Source organism: Streptomyces cadmiisoli, from assembly GCF_003261055.1.
In the GTDB taxonomy this organism is placed as follows: Bacteria; Actinomycetota; Actinomycetes; order Streptomycetales; family Streptomycetaceae; genus Streptomyces; species Streptomyces cadmiisoli.
Map to the genome: position 1 here is coordinate 930,082 of NZ_CP030074.1, position 20,819 is coordinate 950,900.

Annotated in this window: 11 protein-coding genes and 1 pseudogene; 5 read left to right on the forward strand and 7 right to left on the reverse strand. The window is 66.9% G+C overall.

Annotated elements, in window-relative coordinates; all coding sequences use genetic code 11:
* Positions 1-119: 119 nt before the first annotated feature.
* From DN051_RS44510 to DN051_RS44520, 3 genes are all read right to left on the reverse strand, one after another.
* Positions 120-824, reverse strand: coding sequence for a hypothetical protein (locus DN051_RS44510; protein WP_053756993.1), 705 nt, complete (start codon positions 822-824; stop codon positions 120-122).
* Positions 817-1,302, reverse strand: a complete 486-nt coding sequence (locus DN051_RS44515; RefSeq protein ID WP_159053924.1) for an RNA polymerase sigma factor — start codon at positions 1,300-1,302, stop codon at positions 817-819. The genes DN051_RS44510 and DN051_RS44515 overlap by 8 nt, the downstream gene beginning before the upstream one ends.
* Before the next feature lie 70 nt (positions 1,303-1,372).
* Positions 1,373-1,600, reverse strand: a complete 228-nt coding sequence (locus DN051_RS44520) for a hypothetical protein (protein WP_159053923.1) — start codon at positions 1,598-1,600, stop codon at positions 1,373-1,375.
* A 128-nt stretch (positions 1,601-1,728) separates the two neighbouring features.
* Between DN051_RS44520 and DN051_RS44525 the strand changes: the two genes are divergently transcribed.
* The 3 genes from DN051_RS44525 (at position 1,729) to DN051_RS44535 (ending at position 4,755) form a co-directional block, all read left to right on the forward strand.
* Positions 1,729-2,166 carry a hypothetical protein gene (locus DN051_RS44525; RefSeq protein ID WP_159053922.1) on the forward strand — a complete coding sequence of 146 codons (438 nt, stop codon included), beginning with the start codon at positions 1,729-1,731 and terminating at the stop codon, positions 2,164-2,166.
* A 1,037-nt stretch (positions 2,167-3,203) separates the two neighbouring features.
* On the forward strand, positions 3,204-3,443 hold the full coding sequence (locus DN051_RS44530; protein WP_162625233.1) for a transposase: 240 nt from the start codon (positions 3,204-3,206) through the stop codon (positions 3,441-3,443).
* 19 nt (positions 3,444-3,462) lie between these two features.
* Positions 3,463-4,755: an MFS transporter gene (locus DN051_RS44535; RefSeq protein ID WP_159053920.1), complete on the forward strand. Its 1,293-nt coding sequence runs from the start codon at positions 3,463-3,465 to the stop codon at positions 4,753-4,755.
* 439 nt (positions 4,756-5,194) lie between these two features.
* On the opposite strand, the gene DN051_RS47165 is transcribed toward DN051_RS44535, so the two are convergent.
* The 4 genes and pseudogenes from DN051_RS47165 to DN051_RS47665 form a co-directional block, all read right to left on the reverse strand.
* On the reverse strand, positions 5,195-5,365 hold the full coding sequence (locus DN051_RS47165) for a hypothetical protein (protein ID WP_234388640.1): 171 nt from the start codon (positions 5,363-5,365) through the stop codon (positions 5,195-5,197).
* Between the two features lie 391 nt (positions 5,366-5,756).
* Complete coding sequence (gene istB / locus DN051_RS44545; RefSeq protein ID WP_112441642.1) at positions 5,757-6,599, reverse strand: IS21-like element helper ATPase IstB; 843 nt, start codon at positions 6,597-6,599, stop codon at positions 5,757-5,759.
* Positions 6,599-7,855 (reverse strand): IS21 family transposase, encoded by a 1,257-nt coding sequence (istA, locus tag DN051_RS44550; RefSeq protein WP_112441644.1) that lies wholly within the window; start codon positions 7,853-7,855, stop codon positions 6,599-6,601. Before istA ends, istB begins: the two co-directional genes overlap by 1 nt.
* Before the next feature lie 154 nt (positions 7,856-8,009).
* A pseudogene (locus DN051_RS47665) lies at positions 8,010-9,276 on the reverse strand (NF041680 family putative transposase); the annotation flags it as partial.
* A 414-nt stretch (positions 9,277-9,690) separates the two neighbouring features.
* On the opposite strand from DN051_RS47665, the gene DN051_RS44560 reads away from it, so the two are divergent.
* Entirely contained in the window at positions 9,691-13,200 is a 3,510-nt protein-coding gene (locus tag DN051_RS44560) for a LamG domain-containing protein (RefSeq protein WP_234388638.1), read from the forward strand.
* A 188-nt stretch (positions 13,201-13,388) separates the two neighbouring features.
* A complete protein-coding gene (locus DN051_RS44565; RefSeq protein WP_112443353.1) occupies positions 13,389-19,958 on the forward strand; it encodes an RHS repeat-associated core domain-containing protein in 6,570 nt (2,189 codons plus the stop codon).
* Positions 19,959-20,819: the final 861 nt, after the last annotated feature.

Consider the following 20,819-nt stretch of genomic DNA (forward strand, 5'->3'; position numbering starts at 1 on the left):
CCACCGGCTCCGTCTCGCCGTCGACCACGATCTCCTCTGCGTGGCTGCCGGGCACCGACCGGTTGTCTGTCACCTCCGGCGCCGCATTTCGTCGGCTCCTCGATCAGGGTGGGGGCGGCTCAGGCGGGGAGGGGCTGGTCGAGGTTTTCTTCGATCTGGTCGAGGAGGTGATCGAGGATGCGGTGTGCCTGGGTGAGGCGTTGCGTGGCGCTGTCGAGGGTGTCGAGGGCGTCGTCGAGAAGCACGGCGTGTAGGTCGGCGGCGGGGCTCTCCAATGTCTGCGCGACGGTGGTCCAGGCCGTGTTGACGCAGTCGTGGATTTCGTTGAATGCCGCGGTGTTCTGCGTCCTCGTGAGTGTCCGGCCTTGTGCTGTGGTGATGAGCCGCGAGATGACTAGCTGAGCGTGGGTCAGTTTGGACCGTGCGGTCTCCAGGGAAGACGGGCCGTCGTCCGTCATGCTCACAAGGCCGTGGAACTCGTCGCTGGTGTGCTGCAGTAAATCGAGTGCTTCCTGTAGCCGCTGGTTGCCGTCGACATGGGTGCGTTCGCCAAGACGCCCGGTGACGCGCAGGCTCGAACGGTGCAAGGCATCCCCGGCCAGGCCGTCTGCCAGCCGAGACGGAGCGGGGCAGGCAGGAAGGGAAGCGAGTTGCTGAAGACCGCCCGTGAGATCGAGGACGTCGTCGAGGCACTGGGACAGTTCTTCGTCAGCAGCCGCAAGGAGCTGATCCAGACGCGTATCAGCGTCCGTGGGGCGGTTCTCTCCCGCGACGGTGTCAGCCTCGGAGCCCGTTGTCTCCCGGGATGCGGTGTGTTCACTCATCGCGGCCCCCAATCTCCTCAACGAGAGTCTGCTGCAGTCGACGCCGGGCGCGGTTCCGGTTCTTCCGTACGGCGTCTTCTCGCATATCAAGCGCTTGGGCGATCTCCCGGTCGGTGAAGCCGTCCTGGGCCCACGCCATGACGTGCCGCTGCAGCGGCGGCAGCTGGGCCAGAGCGTTCAGGACCCGCTGATTTCCCTCTTTGAGCGTCACGTGGGCGATGGGACAGGTCCCGCCCGAGCGATCGGGCAACGGGTCGTACGGGGTGACCCGTTGGCCGGTCTGACGCAGATAGCAGCGGTGAGCGACCTTGCGCAGCCACGCCCGCGGTTCCCGGATACGGTCCCATTTCTCGATGGCTATCGTGAAAGCCTCATGAGCGGCATCGGCAGCCTCGTAGGGAGTCGCGCCGACACGGACCAGGAACCGTGTCAGCTGCGGCATCTCGACGCGGTAGAGGTCCTCAAGACTGCTGGTCATTAACGCGGGCGAAGCCCCGTCGGTGTGTAAAGGCGCCGGTACCGTCTTCCTCGCCACAGGCGAGACCGACTCAGCCACGGCGGAACTCCGCCAACTGCGCTCCCGTCACAACCTCGACGCTGCCGGGCCGTTCCAGCAGACGGCTGCCGGGCGGCAGGTTCCGCACCCGCTCGCTGAGACCTTGCTGCTGCATCTCGGTTCTGCGCAGTTCGGTACGGCCAGCCACCCATATGTGCAGCAGCCGACACAGCCAGCCGCACAGCATCAGCAGCCCTCCCCCGAGCACCGGATCCATCACGGTCCGCCTTCCCCGGCGGTGACCCGTTCACCTGCCGACACTATGTAGTGCACGCACCCCCGCCTTTTGTGACCCCGCCGTCCGTGACGTACGTCTCACGGACCCGTCAGCCGAATATTCTCAGGGCCTTGCCCGCCGGGAAGGAGAACTCCGTCATGGATCCGCAGGCCGGGGATTACCGCACGCAGGCGCGCTACTTCGCGGGCAGGGCCGCGCTGGACGGCGCGGCGCTCACGGATGTGCAGGAGCGGCTCGCGCGGGCGGTGCTCGAGGTCGTGCTGCTGGCCGGCCTGCCGCCGTACGACATCGAGGCGGCGGCAGACGGTGAGGAGACCGGGGTGGGCCTGGTCCCGGTCCCCGGCAACAACCGTGCGCTGCGGGTGCAGTGGCAGCAGGATCCGACGGCCGCCCATCACCTTGCCTCCGAGTTGTGCGCTGCCCAGCAGGCCGCCATGAACCAGGCCCTGCGCGCGATCCTGTCCGCTCACCGCTTCCGGATCGTGGACGGCCCGCTGGGCGAGGCCCCGGTCGTCCTCGATGTGGTCCGGCCTCGTCGGCAGGGATGATCATCGGCACAGAGAAACGGGTGAGTGGGACAAGCCCCGGGGGCGGGCGAGGGGATCGGGCGCCGCTTGTGTGCATCGCGCAATACGGCGGAGCCGCACGCGACGCCGAGGTCGGCCCGGGGAGCCGCGGCGCCCCCAGCGACAGGCTAGGAGGGCTACGCGCCGGTGGCATCCCTGACGGTCGCTGGCACCGCGGCGCTCGGCCAGCTGAGCGGCGGTGTTCTCGATCCACAGCAGCGTCCACTCGACACCGCTCCGCCACCCGGGCTCCGCACCGTCGTACCTGCCCTCGGCGTGGTACGGCAGCTCACGAGGCAGTGTCGTTGCTCCCGCCTCTTTCTGTTTTGCGTCGCAGGGTGACGATTGCCACGGGAGTAGCGGGTATCTGTCCCGCCCGTTGGAGTCGCCTCCGTTGAGGGCGGCCCACTTCCAGCTCGCCAACGGCCTCCAGCGGCTGCTGCATCAGTGTCCACATGGCGCGTGCGTATCGGCACATGGCTCTGTTCACGAGAACGGGTTCCGGCTCGCTATCCGTGATGTGCGCACGCTGAGTGACGACTGACGCTCCAATCAGGCTCCGGGAAGTTGCCTGAAAATGACCAGGGCCGATCTTGAGCGGTCGACAGTACGGCGTCGTGGAAGAGATGGCGCCCGCCTGGAGGGCCTGCTGTTACCGTCCATCGCGGACGTGTCGGTGCTGTCGCTGGACGTGAGCGACGAGGCGATATGCATCGACGTCTGCAGTACCGCGGACGGGGAGGCATGCCCGGACCGTGGGAGCGAGTCGACCCGGGTGCACAGCTCTTACCTGCGGTTTCCTGCGGACGTGCCGAGTTGGTGACGTCTGGTGGTCCTGCAACTGCGAGTTCGGCGGTTCTTCTGTCCGGAGTCTTCGTGTGCTCGGCGGACGTTCGCTGAGCAGATGCCGACTGACCCGGCGGCACAGCATGTGGACGGAGCGGTTGCGGTCGGCTCTCGCCGCGGTGGGTTTCGCCCTTGCTGGCCGGGCCGGCGCCCGGATGGCACGGGCCTTCGGGGTGTCCATCAGCCGCAGCGCGGTGTTGCGGCTGCTCGATGCATTGCCCGAACCCGAAGTCCCGGCCCCGCGGGTGGCTGGTGTTGATGAGTACGCCACACGCAAAGGACGGGTCTACGGCACGGTGCTCGTCGACATCGAGACCCGCCGGCCGGTGGATCTGCTGCCTGACCGCGAGCCGTCCAGCCTGGCCGCTTGGCTGGCGCACGTTCTTGAAAACCGCTTGAGACGTCTGTCATGAGCTGGCACGGTGGCCCCTTGTGCCTGCAACCGATGCGCCCAAGAATCGAGATCCTGAACCACCGGAAGGCGAGGCGTTTCCGGTAACCAGTACCGGCCTTGCGTCCGAACAGCCGCTCCGCTCTGCTGCCTTCCGATGGTTTCTAGCCGGCCAGTCGATCTCCTTGGCAGGCAGTGCCATGTCGCCTGTCGCACTCGCCTTCGGCGTACTGGAAGTTACGGACAGCGCGGCTTGGTTGTCCGCGGTTACCACTGCGGCCTTGGTCCCGATGGTCGCGACGCTCCTCCTCGGCGGCGGCATCTCCGACCGCTACAGGCGCGACATCGTGCTGCGCCTCACCAGCCTGGGCGCGGGCCTCACTCAGGTCGGCGTCGCGATCCTCCTGCTCACCCATCAGCACCCCGCGCTGCTGCTGCCGCTGTCCGCCCTCAATGGCATCTTCCAGGGATTGACCACGCCCGCACTGCGCGGCATCGTCTCCAACCTGGCAGCAGGACGAGGCCTCCAGCAGGCCAGTTCGCTGGTGGCGTCCGCCAGGAACGCCACTCGGATCCTCGGCCCGACCACGGCCGGCCTACTGACCGCTTCAGTCGGAGGCGGCTGGGCGATCGCTGCAGACGCCGCGTCCTTCCTCCTGGCAGCCGCGTTCTTCGCCCGGATGTCGCTGCCCAATCTGCCGCCGCGCACCGAGAACGGACCGACGATGCTCGGAGAACTGCGGGAAGGCTGGAGCTACTTCAGCTCCAAGCCGTGGATCTGGACGGTGACATTCGCTTTTGGCGTCTTTAATGCCTTGAATATGGGTGTTTGGCAGATCTTGGGCCCGGTGATCGCGAACGAGACGATTGGGGCTGAGGGCTGGGGACTGGTGCTGAGCGCCCGCGGTGTCGGGTCGCTCCTGGCCAGCGTCGTGATGGTGAAGCTGACGGTACGGCGGCCAATGGTGCCGGCGCTGTCCTCGATGACGCTCGGCGCCGTCCCCCTGATCCTGCTCGGCGTCGGCGCGACCACGCTGTGGCTGGCTGCGGCGGCGTTCGTGGCGGGAGTGGTCTCCGAGTTTTTCACCGTCGTGTGGGAGACGGTCTGGTACACGCACGTCCCGGAGCGGATGCTCTCCCGGGTCGGCGCCCACGACGAGTTCTGGTCCTTCGTGCCCATCCCCATAGGCCAGCTGTCCACACCGGTCCTCGCCGCGGCGTTCGGAACGGCGGCAGTCGCCGTCACGGGCGGCGGGGTGGCGGCAGTGGCAATGCTGATGCCGTTACTAGTGCCGTCGCTTCGGCGAATTGAGATCAAGCGAGGCGGCGATTGAACTGGGACAGCTACATCCTTGTCATACAGTGACGCTGAATTCAGAAAGGGCTGAAGTCGATCCAGATTGTTGGCGGGTTCGCGTGGGCCGACGACAAAGCACACTAATGCCTCCCGTGGTGTGTACGACGCCCTGCGCCCGAAATTTACAAAGTCAAAGCCGCCACGGGTCCGGACGATTCAGAGCCGCGGATTATCATTGACGACACCATCTTCGACAAGGAATAGCCGAATATAGCGAGGCGTAAATGTCCCGTTTCTGTGGACGAGAGCAGTACTACGGCCTCACGCAGCTCAGGGTCAACCGGTTCGAGGGCGCAAACTCATCGGCCCCGTCGACCCCGCGGCCACGGCTCGCCGGACCAGGCCCTGCGTGCAGTCCAAGACCTCTGAGCTTGTCATTTATGGTCCGGCGTCGAACGGCGCCACTTGCGTGGATGTCAGTCCCACGCGTTGAAGAGGACTCCACCCAACGTGGTGATGCCGTAGAAGCGGACCTCACGCCACTCGCCCTGCGTGAGCACTGAGGTGTCCACGTCGGAGAGCGGTGTGGCGAGTCGTTCGCTGCTCAGGACCGTGAAGCCCGCGTTGGTGAAGGCGTGAGCCCACAACGGCGGAGAGAGAAAGTCCTCTCCGTACCAGTCCCGCCGTGTCTTGGCGAAGGCGACCCAGGGGTGGTGAGCGTGACACAGGACAGTGTTCTCGCCTTCGCGTCCGATGACTGCCGCGGTGTGGAAGGTCCGGGGGGTACACCCGTTCCTCTACCTCACCTACTTCCCCTCCGGCGACGCGGGCAGCGGCACACAGAGCGGCGCGGAACGCCCGCAGTTCAGTCTCCGGGAGCGGGCCGTCCTTCGGCCGGAAGAAACCTGTCGCGCCCCGCGGCAGCGTGAAGCCGCTGCTCCTCTCACTGACCATGCCGCTCATTTTGTGTCGGCGTCGGCTGAATCGTGACCCACTTTGGGCGGTGGAAATCTGACCCGGTTGGTGTCGATGGGTGGTTCAGTCGTTGTCGGGTGTGTCGGTGGGGACGCGTCCGAGTTCGCGTCCTCGCATGCGGTAGGAGTCGCCTTTGAGGGAGTGGACCTCTGCGTGGTGGACCAGTCGGTCGATCATGGCGGCGGCTACGGTCTCGTCGCCGAAGACCTCTCCCCAGCGCCCGAAGGGCTTGTTGCTGGTGACGATCACGGACGCGCGTTCGTATCTGTTTGATATGAGCTGGAAGAACAGGTTCGCGGCCTCCGCTTCGAAGGGGATGTAGCCGACCTCGTCGACCACGATCAGCGGATAGCGGCCGAGCCTGGTGAGCTCGGCCGACAGGCGGCCGGTCTCGTGGGCGGCGGCGAGCTTGTCGACCCATTCGGCGGCGGTGGCGAAAGCGACGCGGTGTCCGGCCTGGCAGGCCCGCACTGCCAGGCCGATCGCCAGGTGGGTCTTCCCGGTGCCGGGCGGGCCCAGGAAGACGACGTTTTCCTTGCCCGCGATGAAGTCCAACGTGCCCAGATGCGCCAGCTGTTGGCGCGTCATGCCGCGCAGATGGGTGACGTCGAGCTCCTCCACCGTCTTGATCGCGGGGAAACGGGCGGCGCGTACTCGTGCCTCGCCGCCATGCGATTCGCGGGCGGAGACCTCGCGCTGGAGGCAGGCGACCAGGTATTCGGCGTGGGTCCAGGACTCCTTGCGGGCCCGTTCGGCGAGCCGGTCGGCGGCGGCAAGGAGAGCCGGGGCCTTCATGGCCCGGGCCAGGAATGCCAGGTCGGAGGCGGTCTGCTGACCGGTCCTGCGACCTGTGGCCGTGTCGGCGGCGGGTGCTTGTGCGTCGGTGGTGGTGGAGGTGCGGGCCATCAGCCGGCCTCCTTGCCTTCGCCGCCGTCGATGACGGTGAACAACCGGTCGTAAGAGCCCAGCTCGCGCTGTTCGACCTCGATGAGCGGGCTGGAGGCGGAGCCGACGGCGTGGATGTGACCGGTGGGCCGGCGCCGTGCTTCCTGGCGCATCGCCCGTCCGGCCTCGGCGTGCTCGGGATCGGTGAGGGTCTGGTGGCGGGCCCAGCAGCGAGCATGCTGGGCGACGATCTCGCCGCCGGAGGTGAGCACGATGACCTGCTCGTTGTCGGTCAGCACGGTGACCTGGTGGCCGATCGCGGCGGGGTCGACGGAGTAGTCGCAGGTGTCAACCCGGACATAGTGGTCCCGGCCCAGCCGGGCCGAGAACCGCCACCAGGTGGGCGGGTCGACCGCGGGCAGGGTGAGCATCTGGGCCCGGTCCGCTGCCCACCGGTCGGCCGGACGGGCCCCGAGAGTGCGGTGGACACGCCGGTTGGCGACCTTCAGCCAGGTCTGCAGCTGGGTGTTGAAGTCGTCCGGTCCGCTGAAGTGCCGTCCGGGCAGGAACGAGGTCTCCAGATAGCCGTTGGCCCGTTCCACCAGCCCTTTCGCCTCCGGATCCCTCGGCCGGCACAAGTAGATCTTCGTGGCGAGCAGGCCCGCGAACGCGGCGAACTCGCTTGTCGGGCGGCCGCGGCCGACGCCGGCCTCGTTGTCCCAGACCAGCGTCCTGGGAACGGCACCCCACTCCGTCAGCAGCCGCCAGTGCCCGTCGATCAGATCGCCGGTCCTGCGGGATGGCAGCATCCGGGCGGCGATCACGCGGGAGTAGCCGGACACCATCACCAGGACCGGCGGGCGTCCGCTCTGCCCATAACCAAGGGGGATGTCCGCCTCGGGGAACCATAGATCGCACTGGGCCAGCTCACCTGGCCGATAGACAGTGCGCGAGACCGGATCAACCGGAACATAGGCCGGCCGCAGTTGCCGGATCCGGTCTTTGAGGATGGTCATGCCCCTCTCCCAGCCGATCCGCTCGGCGATCACCGTCGCGGGCATCGTCGGAGTCTCCCGCAGCAGTTCCCGGATCTGCACCTCCACCGCGTCGACGGCCGAGCCCCTGGCCGGCCGCTGGTACTGCGGCGGCCGGTCGCTGGCCAGGGCCCGCTTGACGGTGTTCTTCGAGATGCCCAGATGCCGAGCGATCGCCCTGATCGGCATCTGCTCAGCCCGGTGCAGCCGGCGGATCTCTGCCCAGTCCTCCACGAGGATCACCTTCCCTCCTGACCTTGATCACCAAGGCCAGAGTCAGACGAAGATCACCAAGTGGGTCACTTTTGATCCGCCATCAGAGGGTCAGCGTTCGGCCGTCGCCGAGATTTTGCCTGGTGCGAGGCGCATCAGTGGTCATAGGTCTTGGGCTGCCGATTCATGCTGTGCGTCGCGGTTTGGTGCCCACCTTGTGGTGGGCGGGGAGGGCATACGCCTCGCCGGTGGCGAGGATTCTGCCGACGTCGTGGCGGGTAGCGGGGCGGCGCTTCTTCGAGCCGGGCGGCCTGCCTGGGCCGGGGCGGGACGGTTTCGGTGCGCTGGCCGGAGAGCCGGTCTTCGCGTGCAGGTTCCTGAACCCTCTGCGGACGCGGGCGGGTGTCAGTTAGTTCGGTTCGGTCGGCTTCTCCCAGGGCCTGCGGAGGTCGGCGGTCAGCGAACGGGCGAGCCGGAGCTGGGCATAGGCAGCGATGACGAGGTCCACCGGTCGGCCGCTTCCGAGCTGCGAAGCCGAGGCTTGGTCCAGCCGAGGGTCTGCTTGAACAGGCGGAATGTGTGCTCGATGTCGAAGCGAAGGAATGACTGCCAGCAGCGGTCGACGTCCGCTTCGGTGGCGCCGGTGCGCGACCACCACAGCCAGACCGGCTTGTTCACTCCACCGCTGGGCAGCTTCTGAACGACCAGCCGGATGACGGTGCCCTCGATGATGGGCAGCGGCCCCCCGTGGTCGAGCCATGCGGCCCGGCGGGTCAGCCGCGGGTGCAGCCGGTCCCACGCCTGCGCGGTCGCCTGACCGTAGAGCCGGGTGTCCGTGACCGTCACGGCTTGCTCAGTGCCCCGTTGCGGGGTCGCCGAAGACGAACTCACCGCCATGCTTGGGCGGCCGGCCGCCCTTGGGGTTGGCCAGGTGGAACTCTTCGCGGGTGGGTGTCGGACGCCGCATCACGCGATCGGACCGGAGCCGGCCAAGAACCTCGATGGGAAGGCCGTCCAGCAGGTGAGCGATGCGAGGGGCGTCGTATCCGGCGTCCAGCACGACCAGGACCTCCGGGTCGCCCGGCTTCCACTGGCCGGCGGTGACCAGCCGCTCGATGACCTCACGGATCTGCACGGTGGTCACCGCGGCGACATCGGACACCGGGCTCCAGGCGGACCGCGTCCAGCACCGCCGTCCAGGAGGTGCGGCCGGTCTCCAGCGCGGCCACCACCGAGTACGGCCAGCCGGGCACCATCTGATGCTTGCCCTCACCCCGGCCGAACGTGTGGCAAAAAGCTCGGTCAGCACATGTGTTGGCGTCCGGCCGCAGCCAAGGCGAGAGATCCACCGCCAGCACGATCCGGCCGTCCGCCGCCCTGGGCAACGGCACCCCGGCCAGGGCCCGGCGCAGCCGGGCGACGTCGATCAGGCCGTGGTTGAGCCCGCCAAATTGCTCGCTCATGGTTCATTAATTTCGCGGTCATCTGCAATTCACTGTCAATCGGCTGCTGGTTTGTTTTGTGGTCTGTATTTGCGGCGCGCTGAATCGGGATTTCTCTGCTGTTGGGTCCGTAAAAGCCGCAGGGTGATCGACTTCACTCTTGATGTCGTGTGGGTGCGTGTGGTTATGATCCGCGGCAGATTTCAATAGTTGTGTGATGCATGGGGTGGGGCTGTGAATTCACACAGGGCGTGGCAGGTTCGGTTGACAGGGAACTTGTGGGTGCGTCATGCGGTGGCGCGATGGCTGGTTTTGGCGTTGATGGTGGGCGGGGTAGTCGTGGTGGACGTCCCAGTGGTGCGTGCTGATTCGCCGAAGCTGTCGCCGGCTGAGCGGGCTGCGGCGTCGGGTGAGCCGGTTGAGGTGACGGCCCAGCGGACCGAGTACTCGCAGACTTTCGCGAATCCGGACGGGACCTACACCCTGAAGCAGGCCACGGCGCCGGAGCGGGTCAAGGACGCTTCGGGGCAGTGGCATGACATCGACACGACCCTGGTGCGCAGGTCCGACGGGACGATCGGCCCCCGGTATGCGGCTGTGGATGCTTCCTTCTCGGACGGCGGCAGCCAGGACATGGTGCGTCTGGAGGAGGGGCAGCGGGCGCTTTCGGTGCGCTGGCCCGGTGAGTTGCCCGAGCCGTCGTTGGACGGGGCGACCGCTACTTACGCTGAGGTTCTGCCGGGGGTGGACCTGCAGTTGACGGCGATGCCTGACGGCTACCGCGAGGTGCTGCTGGTCAAGACTGCCCAGGCGGCGCAGAACGAGGCGCTGGAGCAGGTGCGGTTCACGGTCGCGGGTGAGGGTGTGTCCCTGGTCGCGGGGGCCGGCGGCGGGTTGCGGGCCCTGGATCCGGACGGTAACTCCGTTTTCACCGGTCCGGCCGGGCAGATGTGGGACTCCGCGGGAGGCAGTGAGCCGGAGCCCCGGACGCCCCGTCAGACCGGGGCTGTCACACGCTCGGCGTCCGTGACGGCCGGTGAGAGTGAGGCGCCGGTGCAGCCGGGGACCGGGGCAGCGACCGCGACGCTCCCGGTGCAGGTTGACGCGGACAGCATTTCCGTTACCCCTGATCTGGGATTGCTGCGCGGCGACGACACGGTCTATCCGGTCTACATCGACCCGTCGGTGGGGCTCTCGCGTGCGGAGCGGACGGTCCTGTCCTCGGACGGGGACAAGTTCTACCAGTTTTCCGGCGACTACGGGGTGGGCCGCTGTGCGCCTGCCGACGGCTACGCGTGCGATGACGACTTCACGGCCAACTACGCCAACCGCATGTACTTCGAGTTCAGCCCAGCTGCTCTGGCCGGCAAACACGTACTGAACGCGACCTTCCGCGCGTATGAGACGTGGTCGTTCAACTGCGATGCCAAAACGGTCCGGCTTGAGCGCACCGGGAACATCTCCGAGGGAACACGGTGGCCCGGTCCGGCCATCGGGGCGCTCATGGAGTCCAAGACGGTTTCGGCGGGCCGAGGGGAACACTGCAGTCCCGCGCAGCCGGATGCCTGGGTGGAGTTCAACGGCGGCCTGACCGCGACAGTGCGTGATTTCGCGGACGGCAAGTTCTCCCGCCTCACGCTCATGCTGCGGGCCGGCGACGAGAGCGACCCGCGTGCCTGGAAGCGCTTCGACGACAACGCCCAGCTCACCGTCGACTACGTCCCTGACCCTGGCGTGCCGATCAATGTCGGTGTGATCCCGGGTGTGTACAGCACCGGAGCGCGTGGCTACTGCCAGCCGGCGACTGACCCGCTGGCGGTCACGGTGGACCAGCCGACCATGCGTGCGCGGGTGGAGACGGAGGTCTCGCCCGGCCCCAACGACAGCAAGGGCCAACTGAAGATCAACTACCGTATCGCGCGGCTCGAGGCAGGTGCATGGGAGGAGATCTGGGCCGCCGACTCCGATGGCGGTTACAAGCCGGACGGCACGCTGCTGGACAAGCAGACGACGAAACGCACCGACGGCACCACCTACCGCTACCGGGCCCGTACCCAGTCGCACTGGTCTTACGACGGCGCGAGCGGAGACCTGTACTCCTCGTTCTCGCCGTGGTGCTACTTCGTCATCGACTCCACCGCCCCCAAGCCACCGACGATCCAGCCCAAGGACGTGAACGGCTCTCCCTACGTGGAGTGCACCACGGACGCCTGCCCGCCCAAGGGCGGTCCGGGAGTTGCCGGCACGTTCGTGTTCAAACCCAACAGCGCCGACACCGACATCCGCAAATACCGGTGGACACTCCACGGCCCGAACGGGCAGGTGGGACTGCCGCGTACCGAGACCGCGAAACCTGATCACACAGCGGAGATCAGCAATGCCGTCCCGAAGATGGGAGGAACCCACCACCTGAAGGTATGGGCCATCGACGTGCGGGAGCGGACGGGCACGCCGGAAACGTTCGACTTCCAGGTGAGTCTGCCGCCGGGGCCGATCGGACGCTGGCGCTTCGATGACGGCGCTCCGGGCTCGGAGGTCACCACGGCCAAGGACAGCTCGGCCGAAGACCCGCAGCACGATCCCTCCGCCCCGACGCACGACCTGACCCTGCGGGACAAGGCCGGCTTCTCGACCATGGCGCGACGCGGTGACGAGGACACCTCACTGTGGCTGGACAGCAGCAACCCCGACGCGCAGCAGGCCTACGCCGACGCATCAGCGCCGGTGGTGAACACAGCCCACTCCTTCACCGTCTCAGCGTGGGTGAACCTCACGGATACATCGACCAGCCGAATGATCGTCACCGCGCCCGGCGCCCAGGCGCAGGCCTTCGCCCTGTACTACTCGTCGTCCTCCAGGTCGTACGTGTTCCACTACACGGCCACCGACTCGGCCACACCCGTCTTCATCAGGTCCGCGGCCGTCAAGGCAGATCCCCCACTGCGGGTGTGGACACATCTCGCCGGCGTCTACACCGCCGCCACCGACGCAAACGGTGAACGCACGCCCGAGGACGACACCATCCAACTGTTCGTCAACGGCCGCGCCCAGGGCGACCCGGTCAACATGCGTGATGCCGCGCCCAGCTACGTGCCGTGGGAAGCGAGCAAGGGCCTGCAGGTGGGGCGGTCGATCGTACGGGGTGCTGCCGGGCAGCACTTCCGCGGCCGGATCGACGAGGTCGCCGTCTGGCAGAACGCGCTCAGCTCGGACGAGGTCGCCAAGGAAGCCACCGCGAGCGTCGACAACGCACCCGGCGTCGAGCTGGTCGCCGACTGGAACGCGGAGATCTCCTCCGGCACCACCGTCAACGAAGGCTCCCCGTACCCGATCGGCGCCATGACACTGTCCGGCGGAGCAAGGCTGGATGGAGACTCCAGCACCGTGGTGGTCGACGGCAGCGGCGGCCACGCCTCGGTAGCCGGTCCGGCGATCGACGAGACCGGCTCTTTCACGGTCTCCGCTCAGGCGCAGGTCAATCCCGCGGCCCTGAATGCCAAGCCGGACGGCTACGAGGCCCAGATTGCTGGCCAGTCCGGCAGCGGAGGAGCGTCCTGGGCTCTTTCGGTGCAGAAGGTAGCAGCGGACGAATACCTGTGGAGGTTCGTGCGTACGACCGTCTCCGGAACATCCGTAGCCACGGCTGATGTGACTGATTGGTCGGAATGGGCTGATACCAGCGTTCCGGTCACGCTGACGGGTGTGTATGACGCGCAGGACCAGGGGGGCCGCATGCACCTGTACGTGGGATCCAAAGCCGTGGACGACGGCGCCAACAACGCCGACACGACACCGCAGCAGGGCACCGGCGCTCTGTTCCTCGGCGGCACGACCGGCAGCAGTCACTTCGCCGGTCAGCTGGGCCGCCTGCGGATCTGGAGCGGGGCCATGACCGCGGACCAAGTCCGCAACATCGTCATCGCCGGCGACTGAAACAGCCGATGGGCCAAGGAGGCACAGGTCTCCTCAACCCACCGGGCCACCAGCCTGCACAACCAGCTGTCGGGCCGACGGCTGGCCGCCCTTGATTTTTCCGGCCGTGCACGAGCACGACCGCCCGCACCCCCACCCCCACCCCTGCCCATTGCCGGGGCCTTCGTTGGAGCTTGGACATGAGACCCATGCCGTCGTTCCGCCGCCGTACTTCCACCGCTGATTCCACTGGGAATCCGACTCGCTTGCAGGCCCGCGTCGCGCTGACCGCTGCGTTCGCCCTCCTTCCAGGGCTGCTCTCACCCCTGACCGCGCTGGCTCAGGAAGCGGAGCCGCTGGGCCGTCCCGATGCACCCGAGCAGGTATCGGCCAAGATGGTCCCGCTGAAGCCGAAGCAGACAGCGACCTCGCGCCTGATCGCCCGCCAGGAAGCCGCCGGCAAGAAGACAGCACAACGGGCCCTGCGCGAGCAGGACGCCACCGTGTCCTGGCCTGCCCCCGCGACGACCACCCTGACCACCCCCGCCTGGGGCACTGCCAACGCCACGGTGGGATCCCTGCCCGTCTCCCTCGCCGCGCCCGCCGCGAAGACGGCACGGGGCAACAAGGCAGCAACGTCGGTCAAGGTGTCCGTGCTCAGCCGGAAACAGACAAAAGCCCTCGGCATCAAGGGCGTCGCCCTGACCGTGACGGCCCCGCGGACCGGCGCAACAGCCGATCTCACCATCGACTACTCCGCCTTCGCCAACGCCTACGGCGGCGACTGGGCCGGCCGCCTGCAGGTGCTGCGCCTGCCCGAATGCGCGCTCACCCAGCCCGGCCAGGCCTCCTGCCGCGACTCGACACCCGTCACGTACAGCAACGACCGTGAGGACAACAAGCTCCGCGCGGACCTGACCTTCAACACCACTTCCCCCGCATCACCGGCGGCGAAATCAGGCACGTCGCAGGCCCCGCGGTTGTCCGAGCGGTCGGCGAAGACGGCCGACGGGCAGACCCTGGTCCTTGCCCTCGCGGCGGCTACCAAGTCCGGCGGCGGTGACTACAAGGCCACACCGCTGTCGGCTTCCTCGACCTGGCAGGCGGGCGGCTCTTCCGGCACCTTCACCTGGAGTTACCCGATCAAGACGCCACCGGCCGCCGCCGGTCCCCGACCCGACCTCGCCCTCTCCTACGACTCCGGCAGCGTGGACGGGCGTACCGCCAACACGAACAACCAGGGCAGCCAGATCGGTGAAGGCTTCGACCTGACGTCGTCGTTCATCGAGCGCAAGTACGGCTCCTGCGAGGACGACGAACAGGCGGACAAGTACGACCTGTGCTGGAAGTACGACAACGCCTCCCTCGTCCTCAACGGCAAGGCCACCGAACTGGTCAAGGACGACACCAACGGCAAGTGGCGGCTCAAGGACGACGACGCCTCCCTCGTCACCCACTCCACCGGCGCCGACAACCCCGACGACGGCGACCCGGTCTCCGGCGGCAACGGCGACGGCAAGGGCGAGTACTGGACCGTCATCACCGGCACAGGCACCAAATACGTCTTCGGCCTCAACAAGCTCGACGGCGCGGGCAGCGAACGCACCAACAGCGTCTGGACCGTCCCCGTCTTCGGCGACGACAGCGGCGAGCCGGGCTACAGCAGCGGCACCTCGCTCAGCGGACGCGCCAAGACACAGGCCTGGCGGTGGAACCTCGACTACGTCGAGGACACCCACGGCAACGCCATGAGCTACTGGTACACCGCCGAAGCCAACAACTACGACACGCTCGGCGACGACTCCACCGGCACGCCGTACACCCGCGGCGGACACCTCACCAAAATCCTCTACGGCCAGCGTGCCGGCGCCCTGTTCTCCGGGACCCCGGCGGCCTCCAACAAGGTCACCTTCACCTACGACGAGCGCTGCATCCGCACCGACGACGGCTGCGACTCGCTGACCGAATCGACCAGCGCGCACTGGCCCGACGTACCCTTCGACGCCCTCTGCAAGGACGGCGACAAATGCACCGGCAACGTCGGCCCCAGCTTCTTCACCCGCAAACGCCTCACCGGCATCACCACACACGCCTGGAACGCGGCCCGCACCCCCAGCGCCGACTTCGAGCCCGTCGACTCCTGGCAGCTCACCCACCAGTACCTCGACCCGGGCGAGACCGGCGATTCCCACGACCAGTCCCTGTGGCTGAAGTCCATCCAGCACACCGGCGAGCACGGCACCCCGATCACCACCGACCCCGTCACCCTGACCAGCGAATTCCTCACCAACCGCGTCGACGGTGAGAGCGACAACATCCTGCCCCTGGCCAAGCCGCGCCTGACCGGCATCACCACCGAGACCGGCGCAAAGATCGCCGTCAACTACGCCGAAGCCGAGTGCGTCGCCGGACAGACCAGACCCCGCCCCGACCAGAACACCAGCACCTGCTACCCCGTCTACTGGAAGCCCAACGGCGGAAGCGTCGACCCGATTAGGGACTGGTTCCAGAAATACCCCGTCACTGCCGTCGACACCACCGACGAACAGGGCGCCTCCGGGACCATCGCCCAGACCTACGAGTACTCCGGCGGCGGAGCCTGGCACTACAACGACGACCCCATGACCCCGCAGAAGGAACGCACCTGGTCCATCTGGCGCGGCTTCGCCAAGGTCACCCACTACACCGGGCCCAGCGACGGCACCCGCAGCAAGACCGTCACCGTCTACATGCGCGGCATGCACGGCGACCGCCTCCTCAAAGCCGACGGCACAACCCTCGACCCCGACGCCCGCAGAACCGCCCAGGCGACGGGCGTCAAAGCGGCAGCCATCACCGACTTGGACCAGTACGCCGGCTTCACCCGCGAGTCCGTCACCTACAACGGCACCAACGAAGTCGCCGGCACCATCAACGACCCCTGGTCCCGCAAAACCGCCACCCAGCACAAGTCCTACGCCGACATCGAGGCGTACTACGTCCGCACCGGCGCCACCCACACCCGCACCAACATCACCAGCGGCAGCCAGCCCGTCGACCGCACCCGCACCACCGCCACCACCTACGACGACTACGGCATGCCGCAAACCGTCGAAGACAAGGGCGACAACGCCGTCACCGGCGACGAAACCTGCACCCGCACCTGGTACGCCCGCAACGACACAGGCCTGACCTCACTGGCCTCCCGCACCCGCACCACCGCCAAGGTCTGCGCCACCGCCGACAGCGCCCTCGACCTCCCGGCCGACGCCACCAAGGCCGGCGACGTCATCTCCGACACCGCCATCACCTACGACGCAACAACCGCCTGGACCGCCGACCAGACACCCACCCGAGGCGAACCCAAGTGGACCGGCCGCGCCAGCGCCTACAACGCAAGCGACCAGCCAACCTGGCAGAAACTCACCACCACCACCTTCGACACCCTCGGCAGACCGCTGGTCGTCAAGGACACCAACGACACCCAGACCAGCAGGACCGTCTACGCCCCGCTGGCGACAGGCCCGCTCACCGGCACCACGGTCTACGACGCCAAGGACTACGACACCAAGACCGTCATCGACTTCGCCACCGGCGCAGCCACCAAGATCACCGACCCCAACGCGAAGGTCACCCAGACCACCTACGACAGCCTCGGACGCGTCACCCAGCTCTGGCTGCCCAACCGGCTGCCCATCGCCACACCCAACTACAAATACGCCTACCACCTGTCCAACGACTCCCCGTCCTGGGTCTCCACCAGCACCCTGACCCCCACAGCCTCCGGCTACAACACCAGCTACACCATCTACGACTCACTACTGCGAGCCAGGCAGACACAGTCCCCGTCCCCGTCCGGCGGCCGCATCGTCACCCTGGCCCAGTACGACACCCGCGGCCTGGCCAGCTCCACCCTCTCGGACATCTGGGACGCCAGCAACGCGCCGTCCGGCGACCCGGCCACCGTCGAAGGCGCACAGGCCCCCATGCAGGTGGACACCACCTACGACGCAGCGGCCCGCCCGGTCACCAGCCAGACCAAGGTCAAGGGCGTCCACCGCTGGACGACCACGACCGTCCACCAGGGCGACCGCGTCATCCAGACGGCGCCCACCGGAGGCCAGGCCACCGCGACCCTGACCAACGCCCTGGGCCAGACGACCGAGACCCGCCAGTACGCAAGCCCCACCGCCACCGGGTCCTACAACCACACCCGCTACACCTACACCCCGGCCGGCCAGCAGAAGACCATCACCGCCCACGACAACAGCGTCTGGTCCTACACCCACGACCTGTTCGGCCGCCAGACCAGCGCGACCGACCCCGACAAGGGCACCACGACCACCGGCTTCACCAACCTCGACCAGGTCGACTGGACCCAGGACGCGGAAAACCGCAAGCTCATCCACGCCTACGACGTACTCGGCCGCAAGACCGACATGTGGCAGACCGACAAGACCGTCGCCGCGAACAAACTGGCGCACTGGGACTACGACCAGATCGCCAAGGGCCAGCAGGACACCGCCACCCGGTACGTCAACGACCCCAGCGGGCAGGCAGCCTACGTCCAAAAGGTCACCAAGTTCGACAACCTCTACAACGCCACCAACAGCCAGCTGACCCTGCCGGCCAGCGATCCGCTGGTCACCGCGGGTGTCGGTCCGACCCTGGCCTTCACCGCGACTTATAACGCCGCCAACCAGCTTTCCGGCATCGGGCATCCAGCCGTTGCCGGCCTCGCCTCGGAAGGCATCACCAACGCCTTCGACACCCTCGGCAACCCGAAAACCGTCAACGGCACCACCGGGTACCTCCTGGGCGCCGCCTACTCCGAACTCGGCGACCCGACCACCCTCACCGTGGGCAAGGACTCCACCAGCTCGGCGAAGAAGGCCTACCTCAACTACCGCTACGAAACCGGCACCCGCCGCCTGACCAAGTCCTACGTCACCGACGACACCCACGGCTACATGCCGCAGGACCTCACCTTCACCCGCGACGACGCCGGCAACGTCAACTCCGTAAGTGATGCCAGCACCCTCGGCGGCACCAGCCAATCAGACAACCAGTGCTTCACCTACGACGGCTACAGCCGCCTCACCGAAGCCTGGACCCCCAAAACCCCCGACTGCGCCAGCACCGGACGCACCACCGCCAACCTCGGCGGCGCCGCCCCCTACTGGACCTCCTACACCTACACCACCGCCGGCCAGCGCAACACAGAAACCCACCACCTGACCACCGGCGACCAGACCACCACCTACGCCTACGGCACCCCCACCGGCCAGCCACACCCCCTCGACCGCACCACCGGCGCCAAGAACGCCACCTACAGCTACGACAAAACCGGCAACACCACCGGCCGCCCCGGCGCCACCGGCACCCAGACCCTCACCTGGAACAGCGAAGGCAAACTCGCCAGCCTCACCGAGCAAACCAAACAGACCAACTACCTCTACGACGCCAACGGCAGCCTCCTCATCCGCCGCGCCACCGGCGACGGCGACACCGTCCTCTACCTCGGCGACACAGAAGTCCGCCTCACCACCCAGGGCAGCACCAAAACCCTCACCGGCACCCGCTACTACAGCGCAGGCGGACAGACCATCGCCGTCCGCACCGCCGCAGCCGGCACCACGAAACTCTCTTTCCTCGCCACCGACCCCCACGGCACCGCCACCGTCGCCCTCGACGCCACCACCTGGGCCATCACCAAGCGCTACACCACACCCTTCGGAGCCGCCCGCGGAACGGCCCCCAGTTCCTGGCCTGACGACAAACGCTTCCTCGGCAAACCAGCGGATGATGCAACTGGACTGACCCACATCGGAGCACGGGAATACGACCCGGGAATCGGCCAATTCCTCAGCGTCGACCCGATCCTCGCAACAGGCGCACCGCAGTCCCTCAACGGGTACTCCTACGCGAGTAACAGCCCCATCACCAACGCAGACCCCACAGGCCTGTGTGCACACCTCGACTGCCCCACCCGCCCGAGTCCCGACCACCAGAACACCACCCCCGGCCACGTGCCGGGCAAGCCCACCAAGTCCGCCAATACGGTTTACGCGGAGAACGGCGAGAGTTACAACAGCTCACACGATTCGTCCAGCAGCGGAACTGCCCAAGGTGGCACCAAAGGGCTAAAGATTGGGCCCAGTGACACCGCAGGGGGGTGCGGATCCTGGGGCTTCCTTTCAGCGGTCTGCAATGACGTTGGGGAGACGTTTTACGGAGCTATTAGTAACGTTCCGTACACGGCTGAGCTGGCAGGTTGGCTCTTTGACGGAGACTGCCGAAATGGTGGCGCCGGGTCACCCGGTTGTGACTACGGGGCTCAGTTCGACAACTGGATAGCGAGTCACGGCTATGACATTTCCAGTGACCCCTACCAAGTTCCTAGTGCCGTCGCAGCAATATTTGGCATGCGCCATGGGGGTCTGAGGCATGGACCTAAGGGAATCAGGCTCGACCGGCACGGTCGTCTGACCAACGGTAAGTACACTGTAGAGAATGAGTTGATGGCGAAGCACTTGCCTGGACGTGAAGCCGTCGCTGGCAGAAGTGTCTTCCTCAAAGGTGTAGACGCAGAGAAGGCGACGCTTGACGCGGCAGCCTATGCAGATAAGCATGATCTTTGGACGGGGGATGCACGTCAAAAGGCGAAGGTTTACGTGGAGAATGGTCCGGTGGGAGTAGTCGGAAGAACCGGAGAGCTTACCAGTTATATCAACGTCTACAGAAAAATACCCAAACAAGGTGTGACCATTGTCCACGGTTCCCCAGGAGGTGCGCCCTGATGGACGTATCGGAAATGGTAATGCAAGCGGCCCAGCGTGGTGAGACCTGGTCCTGGCTCGACTCGAAAGTAGTTATGGAGGAGTTGGCCGCTAATTGCGAACTCATCCTTGACTGGGATTGGGAAGCGGTAGAGGGGTGGGGGTCCCTGAGTCGCGAAGGGCGTGACGAAGCCATAGTCTCGGGGACCATCCCGCTATGTGTAGCACTCGCTGAATCGCCTTGCGCTCGGATGGCTGTGGAGTTGGGTTGTGAAGTCATCACGGTATCCTCGTGGCTTTCCCCTGAACTCTATTGCAGTCGGGAAGCCCTTACACAAGCATTCGGATACCCTGATGGGTTCTCCTCGATGGATGCGCAGAATTTTTCTGCGCATGATCTCTGGTTTGTGACTGTATGAGAGGCCCACGACGACCTGTGTGTCCTCGTCCATCAACGGGCGCGCTTCGGGGATCGGGGCAGTGTTCGCTGTCGCGCGCCGGCCGGGCCCGCCGCGCTCGAGCGCCGGGCCAGCTGCCGGCATGCCGGGAGGAACCGGAGCGCAGAGCAACAGCAGCGGAACGCCCACCGCCGCGCCTCCACACGAACAACAGCCAAGCCGCGATGCGGCGCGAATTTGCCGCGCTCCTGCCGACGCTTCAACCGGTCACACGCCGATGCAGTCTTGGCCGTGCATCGGAGCCCCAACACCGCCGCGCCGGAACGGCGCGGCCTGCGCCCGACCGTCGACGGGGGTTCATTCCCGCGTGCGTGGGGAGCAGACCGCCGGCACCTACGACGTCGACCTTGAGTGGGGTCCATCCCCGCGTGCGTGGCGCGTCACTCCGACCGTGAGTGCCGTTCTGGTCTGACGATCAGGACGA

Coding starts and splice junctions, on each gene's coding strand:
- istB (WP_112441642.1), bottom strand. CDS start 6,599: ATGGCCCGCACCTCCACCACCACCGACGCACAAGCACCCGCCGCCGAC.
- DN051_RS44515 (WP_159053924.1), bottom strand. CDS start 1,302: ATGACCAGCAGTCTTGAGGACCTCTACCGCGTCGAGATGCCGCAGCTG.
- DN051_RS44510 (WP_053756993.1), bottom strand. CDS start 824: ATGAGTGAACACACCGCATCCCGGGAGACAACGGGCTCCGAGGCTGAC.
- DN051_RS44565 (WP_112443353.1), top strand. CDS start 13,389: ATGCCGTCGTTCCGCCGCCGTACTTCCACCGCTGATTCCACTGGGAAT.